The organism is Altererythrobacter sp. TH136, from assembly GCF_007065885.1.
GTDB lineage: Bacteria > Pseudomonadota > Alphaproteobacteria > Sphingomonadales > Sphingomonadaceae > Tsuneonella.
The window spans coordinates 1,506,237-1,531,571 of record NZ_CP041409.1; the positions used below are offsets into that span (position 1 = coordinate 1,506,237).

Here is a 25,335-nt window from a genome sequence, read left to right on the forward strand (position 1 = left end):
AATTGCGCAAGTGTGTGATTTTTGCGCGAACTGTTGCTGTTGCGTTACAATTCTCGGCAGCCCCCCCGGCCGACGTAACGTCAGGTCACAGCGGATTGCCATCCTTGTCGCGGTAGATGTCGCGCCGGCCGACATGGTTGGCAGGGCCGACGAAGCCATCCTCCTCCATCTTCTCGATCCACTTGGCGGCGGTGTTGTAGCCGACGCCCATCTGGCGCTGGAGCCACGAACCCGACGCCTTTTGATGTTCAAACACAATCTGGCAGGCCTGGCGGTACTTGCGCTCTTCGGGATTGTCGGAGGCGGTCAGCTCGTCATCGAACCCGAAGCCCATGCCTTCTTCAGGCTCCTCCGTCACCGCGTCGACGTAATCGGGCTTGCCCTGGCCGCGCCAGTGTTCAGCCACGCGCTCCACCTCGTCGTCGGACACGAACGGGCCGTGGACACGCTGAAGCGCGCCCGATCCCGGCTTGTAGAGCATGTCGCCCTTGCCCAGCAGCTGTTCGGCGCCCTGCTCACCCAGGATCGTGCGGCTGTCGATCCGGCTGGTGACGTTGAAGCTGATGCGGGTCGGCAGATTGGCCTTGATCACGCCGGTGATGACATCGACCGACGGGCGCTGGGTGGCCATGATCAGGTGGATGCCGGCGGCGCGGCTTTTCTGGCTGAGCCGCTGAATCAGCACTTCGACTTCCTTGCCGACGGTCACCATCAGGTCGGCCAGTTCGTCGACGATCAGCACGATCTGCGGCAGCGCCGTGTATTCGAGCTGCTCTTCCTCGAACAGCTCTTCGCCGGTGTCGGGATCGAACCCGGTCTGGACCCGGCGGCCGAGCGGCTTGCCCTTCGCGTTGGCGGTGCGGACCCGTTCGTTGAAGCCGGCGATGTTGCGCGCGCCGATGCTGCTCATCCAGCGATACCGCCGCTCCATCTCCTCGACCGCCCATTTCAGCGCGCGGACCGCCTTCGACGGCTCGGTTACCACCGGCGACAGCAGGTGCGGAATGTCGTCGTAGCTTTTCAGCTCCAGCACCTTGGGGTCGATCAGGATCAGCCGGCAATCGTCGGGCGTGAAGCGGTAAAGCAGGCTGAGGAGGATGCAGTTGAGCCCGACCGACTTGCCCGACCCGGTGGTGCCGGCGACCAGCAGGTGCGGCATCGCGGCCAGATCGGCCACGATCGGTTCGCCGGCGATGTCCTTGCCCAGGATGATCGGCAGCGTGCCCTTGGCATCGACGAACGCCTCGCACCCGGCGAGCTCCTTGTAGGCGATCGTCTGGCGGTCGGCATTGGGCAACTCGATGCCCATCACCGTCTTGCCGGGGATGGAGGACACGCGCGCGCTGATCGCGCTCATGTTGCGGGCGATGTCTTCGGCGAGACCGATCACGCGGCTGGCCTTGATGCCCGGCGCCGGTTCCAGTTCGTACATCGTCACCACCGGGCCGGTGCGAACCGCGGTAATCTCGCCCTTGACGTTAAAATCGTCGAGCACGGTTTCCAGCAGCCGCGCGTTGCGCTCCAGCGCCAGCTTGTCGAGCTTGGGCGCGGCCTGCGACGGAGGGTCGGTGAGCAGGTCGATGCTGGGCAGCTGATAGCTGGCGAACAGGTCCTTCTGCGCAGTCTTGCCGGCGGGCTTCGCCGGGCGCGGGGCGAGGCTCGGCTCCGCGATCTCAGGGGCGCGGCGTTCAGTGAACTGCGGCGCTTCGTCGGGTGCGGCAGCCTCACGCTTGGCGCGCGGCTTGGGCATGAACGGCAGGTCCACCTCCGCCAGCCGCTCGGGCAGCGCCGGCGCGCGCTTCAGGAAACGCGGCAGGGTGAGAAGCTGCACCCAGTCGAGCGCGAATACGCGGGTTACGCCGATCACTCCTCCCGCGAGCGCGACCAGCGCTAGTGCCAAGATCACCCAGCCGGAGATGCCTTCGCCCAGCCGGCTCGCGACCGCCTCGATCCCCGCGGCGCCGAGCAGTCCGGTGATCCCGCCGAGCGACGCGGGCAGCGAGCCGCCGGGCCGGTCGAACGCCAGCGCCAGCACCGTGCCGATCAGCGCCATCGATCCGAGCAGCAGCAGGGTCGGCCGCCACCAGCGGGTGCGCAGATCCTCGTCCTCGTCCTCGATATCGTGCCACAGCTTGCGCGCGAATACGTAGAGCAGCGGCAGCAGCAGGACCCCGGTCGCGCCGAACAGGAAGTACACGCGTTCGGCAACCCACGCCCCGCTCGCGCCCATCCAGTTGCGCACGTCATCGCCAGCGGCGGCGGTGGAGCCGCTGGGGTCGGTCTGGGTGTAGCTGGCGAGCGCGAGGCCGAGGAACAGCATCGCGCCGAACAGCGCGGCGGCGCCGGTCATCTGCGCGGCCCGGCGCAAGCTGCGGCGAAACGCCGCGCGCCAATCGGCCACGGGCGTCCTGCCCGTTCCTGGCCCGATTGCCCGTGTCGCCATTGCCGCTTTCCCCCTAACCCGTCTGGGGCGGTTATCGCAGGTCGGGGACTCGGGCGTCAAGAATCCATGACGTCAGCGGTGCGCGGCGTCAGGAATCCTGTTTGAGCGCAAGTCCGTCGATCGCCGCCCAGCGGCCCCACCCCAGCTCGCGGGCACGTTCGAAGGTCATGCCGCCCAGCGCGATCACCGGCATTTCCGCCAGCGCCGCGAGCGCATGGAACCGTTCGGGGCCAAGCGGGGTGATGTTGGGATGCGTGCGGGTGGCGAACACCGGCGACAGCATCACCGCATCGGCGCCGGAAGCGTTGGCGTGCGCGATCTCGTTCGCGTCGTGCACGGTCGCCACGCGGAGCAGTTCGGGCGCTTCGCCGACCGCTTCGGGCGGACCGTAGCTGCCGACCGCGCCCCACTCGCGCGCCTGATCGTCGCTGCCGGACAGGAGCGCGAGCAACCCGCCTTCGCGCACCAGCGGCATCAGCTCGTCCCACCGGGCTCGGCGGCTTCGGGGATCGAGGTGATAGTGGCGGAAGATGAACGCGGAACCGCGCGGCAAGGCGCGCAGCGCGCGGGGCAGCAACTCGTCGTTGCGCGGATCCGACAGGAGCCACAGATCGGAGAGAGACTGGCGCATGCCCATGCCGCCGTTATAGCGCATCGGACCATGAATGCAGCGTTGCGCCTCAGCGAAATCCACGACCGTATCGCCCACGCCGCCACGCTGGCGCGGCGGGAGCCTGCCGAAGTCACGCTGGTCGCGGTGAGCAAGACTCACCCCGCCGAAGCGATCGCGCCGCTGCTGGAGGCGGGCCAGCGGGTGTTCGGTGAGAACCGGGTGCAGGAAGCAGCCGCGAAGTGGCCCGCCCTGCGTGAACGCTGGCCCGATGCTCAGCTGCACCTCGTCGGTCAGCTTCAGTCGAACAAGGCCGAGGACGCCGCGCACCTGTTCGACTGCATCCACTCGCTCGACCGGCCGAGCCTGCTGACCGCGCTCGCCAAGGCCTACGACAAGGTTGGGCGACAGGTGCCGTGCTTCGTCCAGGTCGATGTGGGGAACGAGCCGCAGAAGGGCGGCTGCCCGGTGCAGGACCTGCCCGCCCTGCTCGGTCAGGCGCGCGAGGCGGACGTGCCCGTGATCGGCCTGATGTGCGTGCCGCCTGCCGATATCGAGCCGGCACCGTTCTTCGCCTTGCTCGACAAGCTGGCGCGCGACCACGGGTTGGACGGGCGCTCCATGGGGATGAGCGGCGATTACGAGACCGCGATCATGCTCGGCGCCACGCACGTGCGCGTCGGCACCGCGCTGTTCGGGACGCGCGACTAGGCGCTACTTCCAGGCGAAGATCAGGCGGCCTGGCCCGAGCCGGTCCATGACATCGCCCAAGGCATCGGCCGTGAACGCGAAGCAGCCTTGGCTGCGGCCGATCAGCCCCTGCGCCGCGGCCATGGCCTCGCTGACGTAGTCGGCGGCATGGATCACGATCGCGCGCGGCTCGGCCATGTTGTTGTCGCGATCGAGCCCGATCAACCGACGCGACCGGCCGTGCTTGCCGACGTACTCCGCGCTGGTGAGGAAAGCGCCGCGCGACGAGGCGTTCGAATCTGGCTGGTTGGAAAACCGGTGCAGCCAGCCGCTGCGATCCGGATCGGACCCGCTGCCGTGCGCGACCAGATGACTGGTCACGTCCCCGTTAGCGAGGTCGACCAGATGGAACCGCGGCTCGCGCGACGCTTGCGCGAAGTCCACCACTCCGACGCGGTCGCGGTGCGAGATCCGGCCGCCGTGCGCATCCAGCGCCGCCAGCGCGCGCGGGAACAGGCGCGGCATGGCAAGGTCGGGTGCGGCGGGAACGGGCGTAGCAGCCACCGGCGGCAGCGGCTTGGGCGCGGCCCAGCGCGAGGCGCTCGACGCCAGCGGAATGGCAAGACCGGCTGCGGCGATGCCCGCGCCAGCGAGGAACTTCCGGCGATCCGGTTGAAGCGAATGAGTGGCTGCGAACATGGCGCTGCTTAGCAAACGCGCCCTTTCGCTAGCCTGTATCCCGCCCGGCTTGCCTCAGGCGCTCTCCAGCTCCGCCTGCCGTTCGTCGCTGGCCGCGTCCAGCAGCGCCGCCTCGATCGCTTTCAGGCGGGCGGGAGCGGTGATCTTCCCCCCGGTCAGGTCGGTGACGTAAAACGTATCCGCCGCGCGCTCGCCGTAGTTGGTGATGTGCGCGCTGAGCACCAGCAGGCGGCTTTCGAACAGGGCGCGGGCGAGCCGGTTGAGCAGCGCCGCGCGGTCGCGGGCATTGACTTCGACCACCGTGAACCGGCCCGAAGCCTGGTTGTCGAACCGGACCACCGGGCGCACATCGAATGCCCGCGCGCGGCTATGCGGCAGCGGACGCTTGGCAAGCTGGGGCACCAGCGCGGTGCGGTTGGCCAGCGCATCGGCGATCGCCTGCTCGATCCGCACAATCTGCGCGGGCTCGCTGAACGGGCGTCCTTGCGGGTCCTGCACCAGGAAGTTGTCGACCGCCCAGCCGCTGCGGGTGGTATGGATGCGCGCGTCGATGATGTTCGCGCCCGCCAGGTGGATGCCGCCCGCGATGCGGTAGAACAGGCCCGGGTGATCGGCCGCGATCACCGTCACCAGCGTGGCGCCCCGGGTGGGATAGACTTCGCACTGGATCGACAGGTGGCCCTGATCCTCGTGACTGACCCCGTACTGGATCAGGTTCAGCGCGGCGATGTCTTCCGGCTCGGCGATCCAGTAGCTGTCGTCGAACCGGTCGGCATAAAGCCGCAGCAGCCCGGCCTTGTCGCCCAGCAAGGCCTCGACGCGATCCTTCTTCGCCGCCACCCGGTCCTTGCGCCCATGCTTCATGTGGCCCAGCCGCAGGCGCTCTTCGGCCGCGTCGTAGAGTTCGCCGAGCAGCTGCCCCTTCCAGCTGTTCCAGGTGCCCGGCCCCACCGCGCGGATGTCCACCGCGGTAAGGATCATCAGGTGCCGCAGCCGCTCGACGCTCTGCACTTCGGACACGAAATCCTCGATGGTCTTGGGATCGGTCAGGTCGCGCTTGAAGGCGGTGCGGCTCATCAGGAGATGCTGGCGCACCAGCCAGGCGACAAGATCCGTCTCGCCCGCGTCGAGGCCAAAGCGGGGACACAGCGCCTCGGCCACTTCGCCGCCGAGCACCGAATGGTCCCCGCCGCGCCCCTTGGCGATATCGTGCAGCAGCACCGCGACGTACGCGACGCGCCGGCTGGCGACTTCGTGGATCAGCCGGGTCGAGCGCGGATGATCCGCCTGCAGTTCCCCCTTTTCGATCCGGGAGAGCAGGCCGATCGCGCGGATGGTGTGCTCGTCGACCGTGTAGTGGTGGTACATGTCGAACTGCATCTGCGCGTTCACCCGCGCGAAATCGGGCACGAACCGGCCGAACACCTCCGCCTCGTTCATCCACCGCAGCACGCCTTCGGGATCGTGGCGGCCGGCGAGCACATCGAGGAACAGCGCGTTGGCGCGCGGATCGTCGCGCACCTCGGGCTTGATCAACCCGGCATCGCGCGCCGCCTGGCGCATGGTTTCGGGATGGATATCAAGGCTGTTGGCCTCGGCCAGCTGGAACAGCTCGATCAGCCGGACCGGGTCCTTGCGGAACCAGTCGTCGGACGGCGCGGCGATCTTGCCGCCGAACACGCGGAATCCCTTGAGCAGGCGCGCCCGCGGGGTGAAGCTAGCAAGGAACCCCTTACGCGCACGGTTTTTGGCGAACTGCTCGTCGATGTGCGCCAGGAACACGCCGGTCAGGCTGCCGACCCGCTTCGCCTGCAGGAAATAGAACTGCATGAACCGCTCGACCGCGCTCTTGCCGGGCCGGTCGGCGAAATTCATCCGCGCCGCGACCGCGCGCTGCAGGTCGAAGGTCAGCCGGTCCTCGGCCCGCCCGGTGATGGTGTGCAGGTGGCAGCGCACCGCCAGCATGAATGCCTCGGCCCGGCGGAAATTGCGGTACTCGTCGCGCGTGAACAGCTCGACGTCGACCAGTTCGGCCGCGACCCGCACCTTGTGGATGTACTTGCCGATCCAGTACAGCGTCTGCAGATCGCGCAGGCCCCCCTTGCCGTCCTTGACGTTGGGTTCGACGACATAGCGGCTGTCGCCCATGCGCTTGTGCCGCGCGTTGCGTTCTTCCAGCTTCTCGGCGACGAACTGCTTCTCGGTGCCCTTCACCACCTCGTCGGCGAAGCGGCGCATCGCCTCGTCGTACAGGTCCTGATCGCCCCAGACGTAGCGGCCTTCGAGCAGCGCGGTGCGAATGGTGAGATCAGCCCGGGCCAGGCGGATCATCTCGTCGACCGACCGGCTCGAATGGCCGACCTTCAGCCCCAGATCCCACAGGTAATAGAGCATCGCCTCGATCACCTGCTCGCACCACGGCGCGTTGCGGGTGGGATGCAGGAAAGCGATGTCGACGTCCGAATGCGGCGCCATTTCCGACCGGCCATAGCCGCCGACCGCGATCAGGGTCAGCCGCTCCCCGGTGGAGCGGTTGCTGGCGGGATAGACGTCCGCGATCACGTGATCGTGGATCGTGCGCACCAGCTGGTCGATCAGGAACGCGTGACCACCGGTGATCTCGTGCCCTGCCGACGGCTTTTCGGTCAGGCGGCGGTCGAGTTCGGCGCGGCCGGCCTCCAGCGCCGCTTTCAGCACGGCGACGATCCGCGGACGCGCATCCTTGCCCCCGCTCGCCAGCTCGGCGATTGCGCCTGACAGCGCGCGGCGGTTCACCACCGCACGCTGGTTGGGGATGCGCAGCTGGCTCAAGCGGCCTCCATCTCCTCCGTGTACCGGGTGCGCAGCGCGCGCTTGTCGATCTTTTCGGTGCCGAGCCGGGGCAGGGCTTCGTTCACCTGCCACAGGTGCTGCGGAATCTTGAACTTCGCCAGCCGCTCGGCAAGGAACTCGGTCAGGTCCTCCGGATCGACATCGCGCCCGTCCTTCGATCGGTACACCGCCGCCGGAACCTCGCCAAAGCGCTCGTCCGGCAGGCCGAACACCGAACATTCGGCGATGTTGGGGTGAGCGTAGATTTCCTGCTCCACCTCGATACAGGCGATGTTCTCGCCGCCGCGGATGATGATGTCCTTCTTGCGGTCGACGATGAACAGGTATTCGTCCTCGTCGACGTAGCCGAGGTCCCCGGTGCGGAAATATGCGTCCGACGTGTACGCGGCTTCCGTCGCTTCCTCGTTGCGCCAATAGCCAAGGAAATTGCACGCCGACCGCATGCACACTTCGCCCACCTGCCCCTGCGGCACCGGCTGCCCGGCGTCGTCGAGGATCGCGAGGTCCACCAGCGGCTTCGACGCGGTGCCGGTGGAACCCGGCTTGGCGAGATAGTTCTCGTTCATGTTGCCGCAGCCGACCCCGTTGGTTTCGGTGAGGCCATAGCCGAGCACCGGGAACCCTTCGGAAAACGCCTCCTTGATCTTGGTCACGTGTTCCGGCGGGCGCGGGGCGCCGCCGCCGGCAAAGGTCTTGCAGGCAGACAGGTCGTACTTGTCGCGGTCCGGGTGAGTGGCGAGTTCGAAGCTCATCAGCGGGACGCCGACGAAGTAGGTGATCTGTTCTTTCTCCAGCAAGCGCAGCGCCTCGGTCGCGTTCCACTTGGGCATCAGCACCAGCTTGCGCCCCATCGCGAAGCTTTGCAGGAACACTGGCACTTCGCCCGTCACGTGGAACAGCGGCACGTTGACCAGCGCGCTCGGCTGTACGCTCGGCATCTCGCCCTTTTCGGTGAACAGCTGCACGATGGTGGCGGTCTGGGCGATGTAGTTCATCACCGCGCTGACCTTGCCGAGATGGTCGGAATACGCGCCCTTGGGCGAGCCGGTCGAGCCTGAGGTGTAGAGGATCGTCGCCAGGTCGTCCGGCCCCAGTTCGCCGAGCATCCGCATGGCGGTGTCGCCTTCGGCCCAGATCGGCTCCAGCCCCACCGCCGGCGGCCCGTCGTGGTCGAACACCACCACCTTCGCGCCGTGGGCGACCCCCGCGAGCCGCTCCGCACGCTGCCGGTCGGCAAGCACGATCGAGCATTCGCACAGGTCGATCCCGAACGCGAGTTCCTCTCCGGTCCACCAGCCGTTGAGCAGCGAGGCGCACCCGCCGCCCATCAGCACGCCCATGTAGGCGGCGATCCAGTTCGCCGAATTGCGCGCCGCGATCCCCACGCGGTCGCCGCGCTTCATCCCGTGCCGGGTGGCGAGCCCGTGCGCGACGCTGGCCGCGGCGGCATACATCTCGCCGAACGTCAGCCGCTGGTCGCCGTCGACGATGAACACCGTATCCTTATGCTGCTGCACGAAGTGCGCGAAGTAATGCGCGATGCTGGGCGGCGCGTTGACGAACGCGGGCATCTCCACCCCGCGCCGTTCGACCTGCTTCGTCTCGAACATCTGCCCTGCTCCGGTGAGCTGGGTGTTGATCCGCTGGATGTCTCGATCGAGCTCGGTCAGCATGGTGTTCCTCTTCCGCTGTTTTGGCGCCGGGCTTTCACCGCGCGCCGCGCTATGCCAAAGACCCGCGCGGACGGCCGAAGCCCCGCGTGGGGAAGCGGCCAGGGTTAAGGATCAAACGTGCTGCTGTCACTACTGGCCGACGCCTCGCAGGCTATCCGGTTCGAGGATCTTGGCCTGAGGAAGGGCATCAGCCTCGGCTTCTTCGAGCTTCGGTTCTACAGCCTCGCCTATCTCGCCGGCATCATGCTGGGCTACTGGCACCTTGGCCGGATGATCAAGGCGCCGGGCAGCCCGATGGCGCAGCGCCATGCCGACGACCTGTTCTTCTATTGCACCCTTGGCATCATCATCGGCGGACGGCTGGGCTATGCCGCGTTCTATACGGGCGGCGATACCGGCATCCCGTCGATGTTCACCAACTTTACCCCGGGGCAGACGCCCAGCTGGGACCTGCTGCGGCTGTGGGACGGGGGGATGAGCTTCCACGGCGGCGTGCTCGGCGTGCTGGCGGCGATCGCGTGGGTCTGCTGGCGCGGGCAGATCAGCTTCCTGCGCACGGCGGACTACATCTCGGTCAACGTGGCGTTCGGGATGATGTTCGGGCGGCTGGCCAATTTCATCAATGGGGAGCTGTGGGGCCGCCCGACCGACGTGCCGTGGGCGATGATTTTCCCGACCGACCCCCTCGGCCTGCCGCGCCACCCCAGCCAGCTGTACGAAGCGGCGCTGGAAGGGGCAGTGCTGATCGTCATCATGCTGCTGCTGTTCTGGAAAACCCGCGCCCGCTGGCGCCCGGGGCTGCTGGTGGGCGTGTTCACCGCGGGCATCGCGCTGGGCCGCTTCACGGTTGAATTCTACCGCGAACCCGATGCCCAGCTGGCCGAGCTCGCACGGCAGACGGGGCTGTCGATGGGCCAGTGGCTGACCGTCCCGCTGATCGTGCTGGGCGTGGTGATCGCCGCGCGCGCGCTGATGCGGCCGCCGCTGGGGACGCAGGCGACCCGGCCCGCCGCCGCCTGAACCCACTGCATGGCCGATGATTCCATGCCGCTGGCCGAGGTGTTCCGCCGGCTGATCCGCACGCACGGACCGATCAGCCTGGCGCACTACATGGCTGAATCCAACGCGCGCTATTATGCCGCCAAGGACCCGCTCGGCACCGACGGCGATTTCGTCACCGCGCCCGAGATCAGCCAGATGTTCGGCGAGCTGATCGGGCTGTGGCTCGCCGACCTGTGGATCCGCGCCGGCCGGGAAGAACCGGTCCATTACGTCGAACTCGGCCCCGGGCGCGGCACGCTGGCGAAGGACGCGCTGCGCACCATGAAGCGCTATGGTCTGGTGCCCGCCGTCCACTTCGTCGAAGGCTCGCCCGCGCTCAAGAAAGTGCAGCTGGAGGCAGTGCCGCACGCCCATTTCCACGACGATCTGACCACTGTGCCGATGACCGGCCCGGTGCTGGTGGTCGGCAACGAATTTCTCGACGCCCTCCCGGTGCGGCAGCTGGTTCGCGCGGCCGAGGGCTGGCGTGAACGGTCGGTCGGGCTGGATGGCGACAAGCTGGTCTACGTCGCCGGCAGCGTGCCGATGGACGCTGCGGTGCCCGCAGAATGGAGCGGTGCGCGTCAGGGCGCGATCATCGAGACATCGCCCGCGTCGGCCGCGATCGTCTATGAAATCGCCGGGCGTCTCGCTGCGCAGGGCGGGTGTGCGCTCCTGATCGATTACGGCCACGCCGACATGCGTGGTGGATCGACCCTGCAGGCGGTCGCGCGGCACCGCAAGGTCGACCCCCTCGCGATGCCGGGCGCAGCGGATCTCACCGCACACGTCGATTTCGCGACCCTCGCCCGGGTGGCTGCCTCGCGGGGGGCCCAGTGGATGGGCACCGTCACGCAAGGGCACTGGCTGCGCGCGCTCGGCATCGAAACCCGCGCCGAGGCGCTCTGTGTGCGCGCCCCGCACTTGCGCGGCGAAGTGCTCGCGTCCCGGGATCGCTTGATCGCCGGCGATCAGATGGGCACTCTGTTCAAGGTCATGGGCCTTGCCGCACCGGGCTGGCCGCGCGGCGCGGGCTTTGACGAGACATGAAGGACACTGGCTTGAAAGACGCTGGCTTGAAAGACACCGGCATGCGCCTTGCCATCCTGGCCGCGGCGTTGCTGACGGCCACGCCCCTCGCGGCCGCCGAACCGATCGCGGGCACCTGGGTCACGGCCGCGAAGGACGGGGTCGTCCGGATCGCCCCGTGCGGCAAGTCCCTCTGCGGGCGGCTGGACCGGTTCCTGACCCCGCCGCCGCAGGGCCTGGACCAGCGCGATGTCAACAATCCGAACGCCGCGCTGCGCAGCCGCAAACTGCTCGGGCTGCCGATCCTGACCGGCTTCAGCGAGGACGGCGCGGTCTGGCGGGGCACGATCTACGATCCCAAGGCGGGCAAATCGTACCGATCGGTTCTGCGCCGGCTCGATGCCAACCGGCTGGAGGTGAAAGGCTGCATCGGCCCGTTCTGCCAGACCCAAGTGTGGCGCCGCGGAGGCTGACCTGCGCGGTCTAGCGGTGCATCGACGCGAACGGCACCGACAGATCGACCTCGAGCCCGCCTGTTTCGAACCGTCGCTCCAGCTTCCCGCTGAGCTGCCCCTCGATCGCGCTTTTCATCAGGCGTGAACCGAACCCCTCGTCACCGGGATCAGTGGCCGAGGGGCCGTCTTTCTCGCGCCAGTGGATATGCGCCACGGTGCCGCCATCGGGGCAGTCGATCTCGATCCGCACCGATCCGCCTTCGACCGACAGCGCGCCGTACTTGGCCGAATTGGTCGCCAGTTCATGGAACGCCAGCGCCAGCGGCGTGGCCGCGCGCGGGCCGATCGAGCAGTCGTCGCCAACGATCGCCACCCGCCCGTTGCCGTCATCGTATGGCGCCATCAGCTCGGTCAGCAGCCCGCGCAGGTTGTCGCCCTTCACGCCTTCCATCGGGCGGACGTAATCGTGCGCCCGGCCCAGCGCGTGGATCGTGCCGACCAGGCCCTGCGCGAATTCGGCCGCTTCGGGCGCCTGGCGCGCGCGCAGCGACACCAGCCCGGCGATGACCGCGAAGATGTTCTTGATCCGGTGCGACAGCTCGCGCGCCAGCAGATCGCGATTTTCCGACTGGCGGTGGCCGTCATCGACATCGGTCAGCGTGCCGTACCAGCGGATCACCTCGCCCTGGCGGTCGTGCACCGGCAGGGCGCGCGCCAGTGTCCAGCGCCAGCTGCCATCCGCCTGCTTCAGCCGGTATTCGCTTTCGAACGGCTTGCCGCCGCCAAAGCTGGTCTGCCACGCCGCCAGCGTCCGCTCCGTATCGTCGGCGTGCACCGTGTGGCGCCAATCCGAGAGGTCGGTCGGCGGAGGCGCACCAGTGGTCACCTCCCAGCGCACGTTGAAATAATCGAACTTGCCAGCGCTGTCGGCCGACCAGACCACTCCGGGCACCAGATCGGCGATCTCGCGCATCGCCCGCGCGCTTTCGAACGCGCGTGCCTGCGATTCGCGCTCGGCCCGCAAGGCGGAAAGGCGGCACATCACGGCCTGGGCCATGGTTTCCAGCCCCTGCCGCTGCAGTTCGGTCAAGCCGCCGGGCCGCGGCTCGCTATCGATGACAGCGAGTGCGCCGAGCGGAACGCCCTCGCCCGAAACCAGCGGCGCTCCGGCATAGAACCGGATGTGGGGAGGCCCCTTGACCAGCCCGTTATCGGCAAACCGCGGATCGCTGCGCGCATCGGCCACCACCATCGGCTCGCTGCCCAGCATCGCGTGGGCGCAGAAGCTGACCGCGCGCGGCGTTTCGCGTTCGTCGATGCCGGCCCGGGCGATGAAGCGTTGCCGCTCGCTCTCGACCATAGTGACCACGCCGGTGGGCGCGTTGCACAGCTGGGCGGCGAAATGGGCGATTGCCGACAACTCCGCGTCGTCTTGCAGCGCATCGAGGCCATAGGCAGCCAGCACGAAGGCGCGCTCGTCCTCGCCGCATGGCGCGACGACCGGGTTGGCGCCCGAGGCGCGAGTGGCGGTTGCGTCCAAGGTCATGTCTGAGCGGCGATCCAGAGCAGGTTCTAGCCTAAAAACGCCCGCACCTCAAAGACTTTGCGCCGCGAACCTGATGAACGCACAAGTCGCGCCTTTTGAACAATTTGCGCCGGAGCCCGCGGCTCGTCTATGCGCGCGGCACCAGCTCCCGGAGACCTCATTTGCGCGCGACCCCCGACTTCGATTTCCAGCTTGGCGACAGCGCCGAGATGATCCGCGAGGCAACCGCGCGCTTTGCCGATGAACAGGTCGCGCCGCTGGCCGCAAAGGCTGACCGGGAGGACTGGTTTCCGCGCGAACTGTGGCCCACGATGGGCGCGCTCGGCCTGCACGGGATCACGGTGGAGGAGGAATGGGGCGGCCTCGGCCTCGGCTACCTCGAACATGTCATCGCGGTGGAGGAGATCAGCCGCGCGTCTGCCAGCGTGGGCCTCAGCTACGGCGCGCATTCGAATCTGTGCGTCAACCAGATCCGCCGCTGGGGCAATCCGGAGCAGAAGGCGAAGTACCTGCCCAAGCTGATCAGCGGCGAACACGTCGGCAGCCTGGCGATGAGTGAGGCGAGCGCCGGGTCGGACGTCGTCTCGATGAAGCTGAAGGCGGAGGCGGTACAGGGCGGATACGTCCTCAACGGCACCAAGTTCTGGATCACCAATGCGACTTATGCCGATACGCTGGTGGTCTATGCCAAGACCGGCGAAGGATCGAAGGGCATCACCGCGTTCCTGATCGAAAAGGACATGCCCGGCTTCTCCATCGGGCAGAAGATCGACAAGATGGGCATGCGCGGCTCGCCCACCGCCGAACTGGTGTTCGACGACTGCGAAGTGCCGGAAGAAAACATCATGGGCCCGCTCCACGGTGGGGTCGGCGTACTGATGAGCGGGCTGGATTACGAGCGGGTGGTGCTCGCCGGGTTGCAGCTCGGCATCATGCAGGCGTGCCTCGACACGGTCATCCCGTACCTGCGCGAACGCAAACAGTTCGGAAAGCCGATCGGCGCGTTCCAGCTGATGCAGGCCAAGGTGGCCGACATGTACGTCGCGCTGCAATCGGCGCGCGCGTATACCTATGCGGTCGCCAAGAGCTGCGACGCCGGCCAGACCACCCGCTTCGATGCGGCGGGCGCGATCCTGCTCGCATCCGAGAACGCCTTCCGCGTGGCGGGCGAGGCGGTGCAGGCGCTGGGCGGCGCGGGCTATACCAAGGACTGGCCGGTCGAACGCTACCTGCGCGACGCCAAGCTGCTCGACATCGGCGCCGGCACAAACGAGATCCGCCGCATGCTGATCGGCCGCGAACTGATCGGCGCCGCCGGGTGACCGCGCCCGCCCTGACCACCAAGCTCGACCGCGAGAGTGCCGAGGCGAAGGCGCGTTTTGCGCATAACGAGAGCCTCGCGGACGAGCTGCGCGCTAAGGTTGCCGAGGCCGCGCTTGGCGGGCCGGAGAAGCACCGCGAGCGGCACACGTCGCGCGGCAAGCTGCTCCCCCGCGAGCGCGTCGAGCGGCTGCTCGATCCGGGTTCGCCGTTTCTCGAGATCGGACAGCTCGCCGCCAACGGCATGTACGAAGGCGACGTGAACGGCGCCTCGATGATCGCCGGGATCGGCCGCGTGTCGGGGCGGCAGGTGATGATTGTCGCCAACGATCCGACGGTGAAGGGTGGCAGCTATTACCCGATGACGGTCAAGAAGCACCTCCGCGCGCAGGAGATCGCGTTCGAGAACCGGCTGCCGTGCGTGTACCTGGTGGACAGCGGCGGCGCGAACCTGCCCTACCAGGCCGAGGTGTTCCCCGATCGCGACCACTTCGGGCGGATATTCTTCAACCAGGCGCAGATGAGCGCGGCCGGCATCCCGCAGATCGCCTGCGTGATGGGCAGCTGCACTGCCGGCGGTGCCTATGTGCCCGCCATGTCCGATGAATCGGTGATCGTGCGTGAACAGGGCACCATCTTCCTCGCCGGCCCGCCGCTGGTGAAGGCCGCCACGGGCGAGGAGATCAGCGCCGAGGACCTGGGGGGCGGAGACCTTCATGCGCGCAAATCAGGCGTGGTTGATCACCTGGCCGAAAGCGACGAGCACGCGCTCACCATCGTGCGCGACATCGTCAGCCATCTGGGTGCCAACACCGGCGCCGCGCGGGATATCGCGCTGAAGGATCCGCGCCCGCCGAAGTTCGACGCCGAAGACCTCTATGCCCTGATCCCCGACGATGTCCGCGCTCCCTACGACGTGCACGAGGTGATCGCGCGGCTGGTCGACGGGTCGGAGTTCCACGAATTCAAGGCGCTGTACGGCAGCACCCTGGTCTGCGGCTTTGCCCACATCTGGGGGATGCCGGTCGCGATCCTCGCCAACAACGGGGTGCTGTTTTCGGAAAGCGCGGTCAAAGGCGCGCACTTCATCGAACTCGCCTGCCAGCGCCGCATCCCGTTGCTGTTCCTGCAGAACATCTCCGGCTTCATGGTCGGCGGCAAGTACGAGGCGGAAGGCATCGCCAAGCATGGCGCCAAGCTGGTGACCGCGGTCGCCACCGCCACCGTGCCCAAGATCACCGTGGTGATCGGCGGCAGCTTCGGCGCGGGCAATTACGGCATGGCGGGCCGCGCCTATTCCCCGCGCTTCCTGTTTACCTGGCCCAACGCGCGCATTTCGGTGATGGGCGGCGAGCAGGCGGCTTCGGTGCTCGCCACCGTCCACCGTGACGCCGATACCTGGACGCCCGACCAGGCCGAAGCGTTCAAGGCGCCGATCCGCCAGAAATACGAGGACGAAGGCAATCCCTACTACGCCACCGCGCGCCTGTGGGATGACGGGGTGATCGATCCGGCGCAGACCCGCCACGTCCTCGGCCTAGCCTTCGCCGCCACGCTGGAAGCACCTGTCGCGGAGAGGCCAGCGTTCGGCGTGTTCCGGATGTAACCTTCGACCATTTGTTAAGCTCGCCTCTTCACCTCGCAAGGGTCCGCGCCTAGATGCACCGCAGAAGGCGGGAGCGTTTCACATGAACATCAGGGCCGATCACGCCGACGACGAGGCACGGCTCATCCGCGTGGCCGAGCGGATGATCGAGGAGCGCGGCGATGCGATCAGCATCGGGTCGCTGGCGACCCTTGCCGGGATGCCCCGCGCGCGGGTGGAGGCGATCTTCGCGGATGAAAGCGCGCTGTTCGATGCCATCGTCGAGCGCTGGTTCGTCGATCACACCGCGATCATGGAAGACGTGCTCGCCAGTGACCTGCCGCCCAACCGCAAGATGTACGAATTCTTCGCCCGCCGCTTTCGCCTCAACCGCGAACGCTACCGGGCCAATCCAGCCGCGTTCAAGGCCTATTGCGAGCTGGGCGCCGCGCAGTTCGAGCGTATCCGCGGCTATGTCGACCTGGCCGACCATTACCTGTGCGAACTGATCGCCCAGGCGCAGGTCGAAGGCGCGTTCGACGGGCTGGCGATCGACCGCGCGTTGAGCCTGATCAACCAGATGGTGCTGCCCTACACCCTGGCCGAAGTGCTGATCTTCATGGATGAGCGGCTGAGCGAGGAGAAGCTGGGCCAGATCGTCGACACGCTGTTCGCGGGACTATCCGCAGCCGATGGCGGCGCGCGCGGCGTAAGCGGGCTGCGCGCCGCCTGAGCTCTGGCGCGGCGGTCTGCCGCCGACCCCCGTTACTCGCCGACCACCGTCACTCGCCCGGGCGGGGGTACCTGGATCACGTCGCCGGCGCGCAGGTACTGCTCGATCGCATCGAGATCGAGCGGGCCGACCACCGGATCGGTGCCTTGCCTGAAGGCCGCAAACCCGTCCCCGCCCGCCGCGATGAAGTTGTTGAGCGTGATCCGGTAGGTGGCCGCCGGATCGATCGGCTGCCCGTTCAGCGCCGCCTGGACCACCCGTTGCCCTGCCGGCTTCGCCGGATCGAGCGTCATCGTGAACCCGTCGCTGACCGCCAGGATCTTGGGCTCGTTGGGATTGGCGAACTGCTGTTCGAGAATCTGGAGCAACTGCGCGCCGGTATAGCTCATCGTCACCAGCGTGTTGCCGAACGGCTGGACCGCGTAGATATCGCCGAAAGTCACCACCCCGCCCTCACGAGCGGTCAGATCGCTGCGGATGCCACCGGGATTCATGAACGCCACCTGCGCGCCCGCCCCCCGCGTCGCCGCCAATTGCGCATCGGCGACCAGGTTGCCCAGGCTGCTTCCCGCGCCGCCGCGCCGCGCCGGACCAGATATGCGCCCCACCGGGCGGTCAGCGACTTGTGCCGCGGCGGCGACATACCGGGCGACATACGCCGCGACCTCGGCATCCGGTTCGAACGCTTCGAAGCCCGGATTGACCGGACGGCCCTCTCCCGCGCTTTGCACCGGCACGTTGCGGGCGCTGATCGCGGTTACATCGTCGCGGCGCGGGTCGATGGTCACCGCGATGTCGGTCAGCAGCGTGCCCGCCGAACCGGCGCTGGTGACGGTGAACCGGCGAGCCGGATCGACTTGCGCGAAATCGCACACATACGCCTTGTGGGTATGGCCCGAGATGACGAGGTCGATCCGGGGATCGAGCTGCTCCAGGATGGCGCGCAAGTCGCCGGCCATCGCGCCGCAACCGGTGAAGCTGTCGCCCGTTTCCGGCACCAGCCCCTGGTGGATCGCCACCACCACCGCGTCCGCCCCGTCGGCCAGCACACGGGGCACCAGCGCGTTGATCGATTGCGCCTCGTCCTCGAAAGTCAGCCCTTCGATGCCCGCCGGCGCGACGATCTGCGCGGTGCCTTTCAGGGTCAGTCCGATCACCCCGACCGCGACCGCATCCGCGCCGGAGCCGAAGCGCTTGATGCCGTGGCCGGGGAACAGCGTGGAGCCGTCGGGCATCCGCACGTTGGCAGCCAAAATGGGATAGTCGGTGCCTTTATAGTCCGGCTCCACCGCGCACGGCTGGCGCAGGGTGAACTTCTCGCAGCCGCCTTCGCGCAGGCGCTTGAGTTCGCGCCACCCGCGATCGAATTCGTGATTGCCGACGCTGGTGAAATTGAGGCGGACGCGGTTCATCACGCCCACGGTCGGCTCGTCGAGGAACAGCGAGGACGCGAGCGGGCTGGCGCTGATCAGGTCGCCCGCGCCGATCGCCATGTTGAACGGGTTCTGCGCGCGGAGCCGGGCCACCGCACCGGCGAGCCATGCAGCCCCGCCTGCGTAAACCTCCTGCCGGCCGCCCTGCCCGTCTTCCAGGGTGATCGGCCGCTGAACCGGCTCCAGCGCGCCGTGGAAGTCGTTCAGACCGATGATGCGGACGGTGACGGGTTCCGGCGCCCGCTCGGACACGGGGCGCGGAACGGTCGCACAGGCGGCGAGGCCAAGGGCGAGCGGAATGGCGAGAAACTGACGGATCATGCGCCGGGACTGCACACTCAAGGTGACCCCTTCAAGACGCAATCGCCCGCCGCCATTTCGTTCCGGGCAAATCGGTTTGTTTTTCACGAGTTTGCGGCCGACCGGAGCGGAACCCCGCGAGCGCCGGGCAGTTAGATGATTCCGGGTCGGGAGGGCTGAACCGAGGAGCCGCCTATGTCGCTCGACCCACTTGCTCTGGTTGCCATGCTGGCACTGGTGCTCGTCGCCGCGTTCGTTCTGTGGTGGCTGTACCGCTCGCGTCGCACATCGGCACTGCGCGATCGCTTCGGCAAGGACGAATACGACCGGACGCTGCACCAGCACGGCGCGCGCAGCAAGGCGGAAGCTGCACTCATCGCGCGCGAGGAACGCGTCCACAAGCTGGAACTGCGCCCCATCGCAGATGCCGATCGCACCCTTTTCACCGCTGAATGGCACGCCGCCAAGTCACGCTTCGTCGACGATCCCGCCGCCGCCATCGGCGATGCGGACCGGGTGATCGGCCAGGTCATGGGCGCCCGCGGGTACCCGGTGGACGACTTCGATGCGCGCTACGAAAGCCTGACGGTTGATCACGGCGAAGTCGCGCGTCACTACCGAGCGGGCCACGACATCGCCGACCGCGCCGTCACTGGCCAGGCCACCACCGAGGACCTGCGCCAGGCGATGATCCACTACGAAGCGCTGTTCGGCGAACTTGTCAGCGAAAGCGAACCGGCCGGGCGCGAGCGGGAGCCGGTCCCAACCTGATCACACGTCGAGATTGGCCACGTTCAGGGCGTTGTCCTGGATGAACTCGCGGCGGGGTTCGACGACGTCGCCCATCAGGCGGGTGAAAATCTCGTCGGTCACGTCAGCATCCTCGACCTTCACCTGCAGCAACGCGCGGTTTTCGGGATCGAGAGTGGTTTCCCACAATTGCTCGGCGTTCATTTCTCCCAGCCCCTTGTAGCGGCTGATCGACAGACCCTTGCGGCCAGCAGCGAGCACCGCGTCGAGCAGCTGCGACGGGCGCGTGATGGCCCCGTCGGTAACCACCGGGGCGGCGCCGGTGTCAGGTTGAACCTCTTGTGCGCCGACTTCGGCGTCGGTTTCCAGCTCCGGTTCCGGCTCCGGTTCGGACGAGGCGCGGGCGAACCGGCTGGGGTTTGCAAAGGCATCGGCGTGTTCGGCGGCGAGGCGGTGCAGCTTGCGCGCCTCGGCGCTGTCGATGAACTTAGCTTCAATCTCGTGCGCATCGGTGACGCCGCGCCAGGCGCGCGCGAACAGGATCGAACCGTCTTCGCGCCGAAGCACGCTCCACTGCGCTTCGGGATCGCCCGCTCCCAGCCGGGCAGCGGCCCGTTCCAGCGCCGCCATCCGGCCTGCCGGATCGAGTTCCGGATCGAACGCGCCAGCCAGCGCCATCTGCTCGATCACCGCCGGATCGTACTTGCGCGGCACGAAGCCCAGCAAGCTGCGGATGCGCAGCGCATATTCAACCAGGCTGCGCAGGTCCTCGCCAGTGCGCGCGCCTTCCGCGGTTTCGAGCACCCGCCCCTGCATCCCGCCATCCACCAGGTAGCGGTCGAGCGCCGCCTGATCCTTCAAATACACCTCGCTGCGGCCCTTGCTGACCTTGAACAGCGGCGGCTGGGCGATGAACAGGTGCCCGGCCTTGACGATTTCGGGCATCTGGCGGTGGAAGAACGTCAGCAGCAGCGTGCGGATGTGCGCCCCGTCGACGTCGGCGTCGGTCATGATGACGATCTTGTGATACCGCAGCTTTTCGAGATTGAACTCGTCGCGCAGGCCGGTCCCCATCGCCTGGATCAGCGTGCCGACTTCCCTTGAGCTGATGATCCGATCAAACCGCGCGCGCTCCACGTTGAGAATCTTGCCCCGTAGCGGCAGGATCGCCTGGTACTTGCTGTCGCGCCCTGACTTGGCCGATCCGCCGGCGCTGTCGCCCTCGACCAGGAACAGTTCGCACTTGGCGGGATCGCGCTCGCGGCAGTCGCTCAGCTTGCCGGGCAGCGACGCGACCGACATCGCGCCCTTGCGGCTCATCTCGCGCGCGCGGCGGGCCGCCTCGCGCGCGGCGGCAGCGTCGACGATCTTCTGGATGATCGATTTCGCATCGGCCGGGTTTTCCTCCAGCCACTCCGACATCTTCTCGCTCATCAGCGCTTCCAGAGGCTGGCGCACTTCGGAACTGACCAGCTTGTCCTTCGTCTGCGAGCCGAACTTGGGATCGGGCAGCTTGACCGAGACGATCGCCGTCAGCCCCTCGCGCATGTCCTCGCCGGTCAGGCTCACCTTTTCCTTTTTCAGCAGTCCGGTGCGTTCGGCGTAGGCGTTGACCGTACGTGTCAGCGCGGCGCGGAACGCGGCCAGGTGCGTGCCGCCGTCACGCTGGGGGATGTTGTTGGTGAAGCACAGCACGTTTTCGTAGTACGAATCGTTCCATTCCAGCGCGACGTCGATGCCGATGCCGTCCTTGTTCGCGCTGACCGAGATCGGTTCGGGCACCAGCGGCGCCTTGTTGCGATCGAGGTACTTCACGAACGCCGCGATGCCGCCTTCGTAGTACAGATCGTGCTCGACCGGCTCCTCGTGCCGCAGGTCGCGCAGCTTGATCCGGACGCCTGAATTGAGGAACGCGAGCTCGCGATAGCGATGCTCCAGCTTGTCGAAATCGTATTCGGTCACGTTCTTGAACGTGTCGTTGGAATGCATGAAGGTGACGCGGGTGCCGTTGCGGTCGCGCCCCTCGCCCTTCACCACCAGCGGCCCCACGGCGTTGCCGTGTTCGAAACGCATCCAGTGCTCCTTGCCGTCGCGCCAGATGGTCAGCTCGAGCCATTCGGACAGCGCGTTAACCACCGACACGCCCACGCCGTGGAGACCGCCCGACACCTTGTAGGCGTTGTCGTCCGACGTGTTCTCGAACTTACCGCCGGCGTGGAGCTGGGTCATGATGACCTCGGCCGCCGAAACGCCCTCTTCCTTGTGCATGTCGACCGGAATGCCGCGACCGTTGTCCTCGACCGAAACCGAGCCATCGGGGTTGAGTTCGATCAGCACCAGGTCGCAATGCCCGGCCAGCGCTTCGTCGATCGCGTTGTCGCTGACCTCGAACACCATGTGGTGCAGGCCCGATCCGTCGTCGGTGTCGCCGATGTACATGCCCGGCCGCTTGCGCACCGCGTCGAGGCCCTTGAGGACCTTGATGCTGTCAGCGCCATAGGCGTTGGTTCCGGTATTGCCGGAGGCGTTGTTCTGGGTGCTGTCGTCCATGCCGATTATATAGGCATCAGGGGCCGCTTTAGGAACCCGCGACGGCCCCTTCCATCCACAGGCGTTTCCTGCCTAAAACACGGCCGAATCGGCAGGGGAGACGGGTGATGAAACAGGCAGTTCTGACGGCGGTGGCGGTATCGCTGCTGGCAAGTCCGGCAGCGGCACAAGTCGCCACCGGCACGATGGGTCCGCTGCGCCCGGATCAGCAGAAGTTCTTCGAGCTTTACAAGGAACTGGTGGAGACCAACACCGTGGTCGGCGAAGGCAGCTGCACCCAGGCTGCCGCACAGATCGCCACCCGCCTGAAAGCCGCCGGCTTCACCGACGATCAGCTAATCTCGTTTTCCGTGCCCGAGCACCCGCAGGACGGCGGGCTGGTGGCGATCCTGCCCGGCACGTCGGCGACCCTGAAGCCGATGCTGCTGCTCGCCCACATCGACGTGGTGGCGGCCAAGCGCGCCGACTGGGAACGCGACCCGTTCAAACTGGTGAAAGAGAACGGCTACTATTACGCCCGCGGCATCATCGACGACAAGTTTCAGTCCGCGGTATGGGCCGACACGCTGATCCGGATGAAGGAGGCGGGCACCAGGCCGGCCCGCACGATCAAGCTCGCGCTGACCTGCGGCGAGGAGACCGACACCGCGTTCAACGGGGCGCAGTACCTTGCAACTGAAAGGCGCGAACTGATCGATGCCGCCTTCGCCCTCAACGAAGCTGGCGGTGGGCGGACCGACGGCAAGGGCAAGGTATTGGTGCAGACCATCCAGGTCGGTGAGAAGGTGTACCAGGATTACAAGCTGACCGCGACCAACCCGGGCGGCCACAGCTCGGCTCCGCCCCCGGACAATGCGATCTACGATATGGCGCGGGCGCTCGACAAGATTTCAGCGCACGAGTTTCCGGCAGAGTTCAATGACACTACCCGGGTGTTCTTTGCCAAGGCAGGCGCGCTGCGCCAGGATGACATCGGCAAGGCGATGGTCGCGCTGACCAAGGACCTTAACGACGCGTCCGCCATGGGAATCGTCAACCGGGACAAGTCGCTTCATTCGATGCTGCGGACTACGTGCGTGGCCACCATGATCGACGGCGGACACGCGCTTAACGCCCTGCCCCAGCGGGTCGAAGCGAACGTCAACTGCCGTATCTTCCCCGGCCACACTCCGGCTGAGATCAAGGACAAACTGGCAGCGGTGATCGGCAATCCCGGCATTGCCATCGCGTACGGCCGAGATGACAAGCCGCTCGCCAAGAGCCCACCGCTCGACCCCGCGCTGATCGGGCCGATGGAGCAGCTCGCCGCCAAGCACTTCCCCGGCGTCCCGGTGATTCCCACGATGTCGACCGGCGCGACCGACGGGGTCTACACCGGCGGAGCGGGCATCCCGACCTATGGCGTGCCCAGCATCTGGACCGATCCTGACGGCAATGGCACGCACGGCCTCAACGAACGGGTCGAGGTGAAGGCGGTCTACACCGCGCGCGATTATCTGTTCGACCTGGTGAAGGCGCTGGCAAGCAAGTGACCGAGAATGACATCGCCGCCCGACTGAGCGAACCGTTCGGCTCGTTCCCGCAGGTCATCGCCGATTGGGCGGCGGTCCAACCGGACCAGATCGCCCTGCGCGACGAGCAGGGAGAGCTGACCTGGCACGCGCTTAACGAGAAAATCGAACGGATTGCCACCAAGCTCCAGGCGAGTGGGCTGGAACGCGGCCAGTCGGTGGCGATCCTCGGCACCTCGACGATTCCCTACGCGCTGGCGTTCCTGGGCGCGGTGCGCGCGGGCGGCGTGGCGGCGCCGCTCACCACCAGCGCCAGCGCGGATCAGCTCAAGGGCATGGCGGCGGACAGCGGCGCACGGCACCTGTTCATCGACCGCGCCAAGCTGACCGAGCTGGGCGCCGTTTTCATGCCGGATCTCGAGCATATCGTGCTGGACGAGGAGCTGGATGCCTGGATGGCACCTGCCGGAACGCGGGCGGAGCCGTTCGCGCCGACTGAAAGCGACCCGTTCAACATCATCTATTCCAGCGGCACCACCGGCATCCCCAAGGGGATCGTCCATTCGCACCAGATGCGTTGGCGGCAATTCACCGGCACCGCACAGGCGTTCCGCTCCGGCGGGCAACAGGTCATCAGCCTTGCGTCGACCCCCCTCTATTCGAACACCACGATGATCGCGTTCCTGCCCCCGCTGCTGGCGGGCGGCACGGTGCGGATCATGGGCAAGTTCGACACGAAGCGCTGGCTCGCCCACGCGCAGGCGGACCGGACCAACGTCACCATGCTGGTGCCGGTCCAGTACCAGCGGCTGATGGACGAGCCGAGCTTCGACACCTTCGACTTGTCCAGCCTGGTCGCGAAATACTGCACCTCTGCCCCGTTCTCGGCCGAATTGAAGCGCGAGGTGCTGCGGCGGATGCCGGGCAGCCTAATCGAAATCTATTCGATGACCGAAGGCGGCGTCGTCTGCCTGCTGCAGGCGCACGAATTTCCCGACAAGCTCCATACCGTGGGCCGCCCCGCTCCGGGAAGCGAGTTGAAGGTGCTGGACGACGAAGATCGGCCCGTGTTGCCGGGCACGCCGGGCAACCTCGTCGGGCGATCGGGAACGATGATGTCGGGCTACAAGAACCAGCCCGGCAAGACGCGGGAAGGCTACTGGACCGATCCGGACACCGGCGAGACCTGGCAGCGGATGGGCGACATCGGCCGCATCGATCAGGATGGCTTCGTCGAACTGGTCGGGCGCGCCAAGGACATGATCATCTCGGGCGGGTTCAATATCTTCCCCAGCGATCTGGAGGCGGCGCTCGAGACCGATCCGCGCGTGCAGGAGGCCGCGGTGGTGGGGATGGAGAGCCGCCGCTGGGGTGAAACGCCGGTGGGCTTTGTGCGACTGGTGCCGGGCACGCCGGCGGAAGCAGTGCAGTCGATCATGGCCGAAACCAACGGCAAGCTGGGCAAGACCCAGCGGCTCGCGGCCCTGCTACCGATCGACGAGATGCCCCGCAGCCACATCGGCAAGTTGCTGAAAACCGAACTACGGACGCGCGCGGCGGCGGAACTGACGATCGACTGACCGCCAACGCAAAAGGCCCGAGGATACCCCGGGCCTTTGTCTTCAAACGAAGATGGGCGTTCAGACGATCGTGGCGGTAAGCGTCAGACCGCTGATGGTCGCCGCGGCGAAGAACGCCAGAATGTGCGATGCAAAGCGCATGGTTGCATGTCCCTGTTGAGTGTTTGATCGCCGGCGCACCGCAGCTCAAACCGCTGCCGATGCCCTGCGCTGCCGGCGAAATAATATTTCGCAGCGCTTTCCACAAATGAGAAGAACGCGGCAACTGTTGCGTTCCGCGCAACTGGCTCGTGACCCGGGCGCAACGCACGCGCCACGCCGCCCAGGCTTTGCGTGAATGCGCACTGCGGCTGTATAATCGAAGCAGAAGAAAACGGAGCGGCGGCGACGGGGAGAGAGAGGCCGCCGCTCCGTATCTAATCGCGGGCCGCCACTGGGTGGGCGGGGGCGAAGCGCGCCTCCAGGATCCGGGAGAGGAATCGTGGGACGCTGGCCGGGTGCGCCGCTAGGGGGAGAGGACTGGCGGACCCGGTTCGCGGCCGGAAATAATGTTAC

18 protein-coding genes are annotated in these 25,335 nt (G+C 67.1%); 10 read left to right on the forward strand and 8 right to left on the reverse strand.

Annotated elements, in window-relative coordinates:
- Positions 1-85: 85 nt before the first annotated feature.
- Together C0V74_RS07265 and C0V74_RS07270 are read right to left on the reverse strand one after the other, a co-directional pair.
- Positions 86-2,443, reverse strand: a complete 2,358-nt coding sequence (locus C0V74_RS07265) for a DNA translocase FtsK 4TM domain-containing protein (RefSeq protein ID WP_143251215.1) — start codon at positions 2,441-2,443, stop codon at positions 86-88.
- Positions 2,444-2,531: 88 nt separating this feature from the next.
- Positions 2,532-3,098, reverse strand: a complete 567-nt coding sequence (locus C0V74_RS07270) for a thiamine phosphate synthase (protein ID WP_246844791.1) — start codon at positions 3,096-3,098, stop codon at positions 2,532-2,534.
- Between the two features lie 6 nt (positions 3,099-3,104).
- On the opposite strand from C0V74_RS07270, the gene C0V74_RS07275 reads away from it, so the two are divergent.
- Positions 3,105-3,764, forward strand: a complete 660-nt coding sequence (locus tag C0V74_RS07275; RefSeq protein ID WP_143251216.1) for a YggS family pyridoxal phosphate-dependent enzyme — start codon at positions 3,105-3,107, stop codon at positions 3,762-3,764.
- Between the two features lie 3 nt (positions 3,765-3,767).
- Here C0V74_RS07275 and C0V74_RS07280 read toward each other — a convergent pair whose 3' ends face one another.
- From C0V74_RS07280 to C0V74_RS07290, 3 genes are read right to left on the reverse strand one after another with little or no spacing between them, the layout of a single operon-like run.
- Positions 3,768-4,442, reverse strand: coding sequence for a murein L,D-transpeptidase catalytic domain family protein (locus C0V74_RS07280; RefSeq protein ID WP_143251217.1), 675 nt, complete (start codon positions 4,440-4,442; stop codon positions 3,768-3,770).
- A 54-nt stretch (positions 4,443-4,496) separates the two neighbouring features.
- Positions 4,497-7,253 (reverse strand): [protein-PII] uridylyltransferase, encoded by a 2,757-nt coding sequence (locus C0V74_RS07285; protein ID WP_143251218.1) that lies wholly within the window; start codon positions 7,251-7,253, stop codon positions 4,497-4,499.
- Positions 7,250-8,947, reverse strand: a complete 1,698-nt coding sequence (locus C0V74_RS07290) for a class I adenylate-forming enzyme family protein (protein ID WP_143251219.1) — start codon at positions 8,945-8,947, stop codon at positions 7,250-7,252. The genes C0V74_RS07285 and C0V74_RS07290 overlap by 4 nt, the downstream gene beginning before the upstream one ends.
- A 120-nt stretch (positions 8,948-9,067) precedes the next feature.
- Between C0V74_RS07290 and lgt the strand changes: the two genes are divergently transcribed.
- The 3 genes from lgt to C0V74_RS07305 are packed head-to-tail and all read left to right on the forward strand — an operon-like array spanning position 9,068 to position 11,490.
- Positions 9,068-9,967, forward strand: a complete 900-nt coding sequence (lgt, locus tag C0V74_RS07295; protein WP_143252218.1) for a prolipoprotein diacylglyceryl transferase — start codon at positions 9,068-9,070, stop codon at positions 9,965-9,967.
- 9 nt (positions 9,968-9,976) lie between these two features.
- The gene (locus C0V74_RS07300) at positions 9,977-11,038 is read left to right on the forward strand and encodes an SAM-dependent methyltransferase (protein ID WP_143251220.1); all 1,062 of its coding nucleotides are present in this window, start codon (positions 9,977-9,979) and stop codon (positions 11,036-11,038) included.
- 41 nt (positions 11,039-11,079) lie between these two features.
- Positions 11,080-11,490, forward strand: a complete 411-nt coding sequence (locus C0V74_RS07305) for a DUF2147 domain-containing protein (RefSeq protein ID WP_131623070.1) — start codon at positions 11,080-11,082, stop codon at positions 11,488-11,490.
- Between the two features lie 10 nt (positions 11,491-11,500).
- On the opposite strand, the gene C0V74_RS07310 is transcribed toward C0V74_RS07305, so the two are convergent.
- Positions 11,501-13,018 (reverse strand): PAS domain-containing protein, encoded by a 1,518-nt coding sequence (locus tag C0V74_RS07310; RefSeq protein WP_143251221.1) that lies wholly within the window; start codon positions 13,016-13,018, stop codon positions 11,501-11,503.
- A 161-nt stretch (positions 13,019-13,179) separates the two neighbouring features.
- On the opposite strand from C0V74_RS07310, the gene C0V74_RS07315 reads away from it, so the two are divergent.
- The 3 genes from C0V74_RS07315 (at position 13,180) to C0V74_RS07325 (ending at position 16,656) form a co-directional block, all read left to right on the forward strand.
- Positions 13,180-14,340 carry an isovaleryl-CoA dehydrogenase gene (locus tag C0V74_RS07315; protein ID WP_143251222.1) on the forward strand — a complete coding sequence of 387 codons (1,161 nt, stop codon included), beginning with the start codon at positions 13,180-13,182 and terminating at the stop codon, positions 14,338-14,340.
- Positions 14,337-15,944: a carboxyl transferase domain-containing protein gene (locus C0V74_RS07320; protein ID WP_143251223.1), complete on the forward strand. Its 1,608-nt coding sequence runs from the start codon at positions 14,337-14,339 to the stop codon at positions 15,942-15,944. The genes C0V74_RS07315 and C0V74_RS07320 overlap by 4 nt, the downstream gene beginning before the upstream one ends.
- A gap of 82 nt (positions 15,945-16,026) precedes the next feature.
- Entirely contained in the window at positions 16,027-16,656 is a 630-nt protein-coding gene (locus C0V74_RS07325; protein ID WP_143251224.1) for a TetR/AcrR family transcriptional regulator, read from the forward strand.
- Positions 16,657-16,688: 32 nt separating this feature from the next.
- Here C0V74_RS07325 and C0V74_RS07330 read toward each other — a convergent pair whose 3' ends face one another.
- Positions 16,689-18,410, reverse strand: a complete 1,722-nt coding sequence (locus C0V74_RS07330) for a bifunctional metallophosphatase/5'-nucleotidase (protein WP_210413396.1) — start codon at positions 18,408-18,410, stop codon at positions 16,689-16,691.
- Positions 18,411-18,584: 174 nt separating this feature from the next.
- Here C0V74_RS07330 and C0V74_RS07335 point away from each other — a divergent pair, with 174 nt between their 5' ends.
- Positions 18,585-19,160, forward strand: coding sequence for a hypothetical protein (locus C0V74_RS07335; RefSeq protein WP_143251225.1), 576 nt, complete (start codon positions 18,585-18,587; stop codon positions 19,158-19,160).
- On the opposite strand, the gene gyrB is transcribed toward C0V74_RS07335, so the two are convergent.
- On the reverse strand, positions 19,161-21,689 hold the full coding sequence (gyrB, locus tag C0V74_RS07340) for a DNA topoisomerase (ATP-hydrolyzing) subunit B (RefSeq protein WP_143251226.1): 2,529 nt from the start codon (positions 21,687-21,689) through the stop codon (positions 19,161-19,163). It abuts the gene before it with no gap.
- A 107-nt stretch (positions 21,690-21,796) separates the two neighbouring features.
- On the opposite strand from gyrB, the gene C0V74_RS07345 reads away from it, so the two are divergent.
- Together C0V74_RS07345 and C0V74_RS07350 are read left to right on the forward strand one after the other, a co-directional pair.
- Entirely contained in the window at positions 21,797-23,221 is a 1,425-nt protein-coding gene (locus C0V74_RS07345; RefSeq protein ID WP_143251227.1) for a M20/M25/M40 family metallo-hydrolase, read from the forward strand.
- Positions 23,218-24,780: a class I adenylate-forming enzyme family protein gene (locus C0V74_RS07350; RefSeq protein ID WP_246844792.1), complete on the forward strand. Its 1,563-nt coding sequence runs from the start codon at positions 23,218-23,220 to the stop codon at positions 24,778-24,780. Before C0V74_RS07345 ends, C0V74_RS07350 begins: the two co-directional genes overlap by 4 nt.
- The last annotated feature ends 555 nt before the right edge of the window (positions 24,781-25,335 follow it).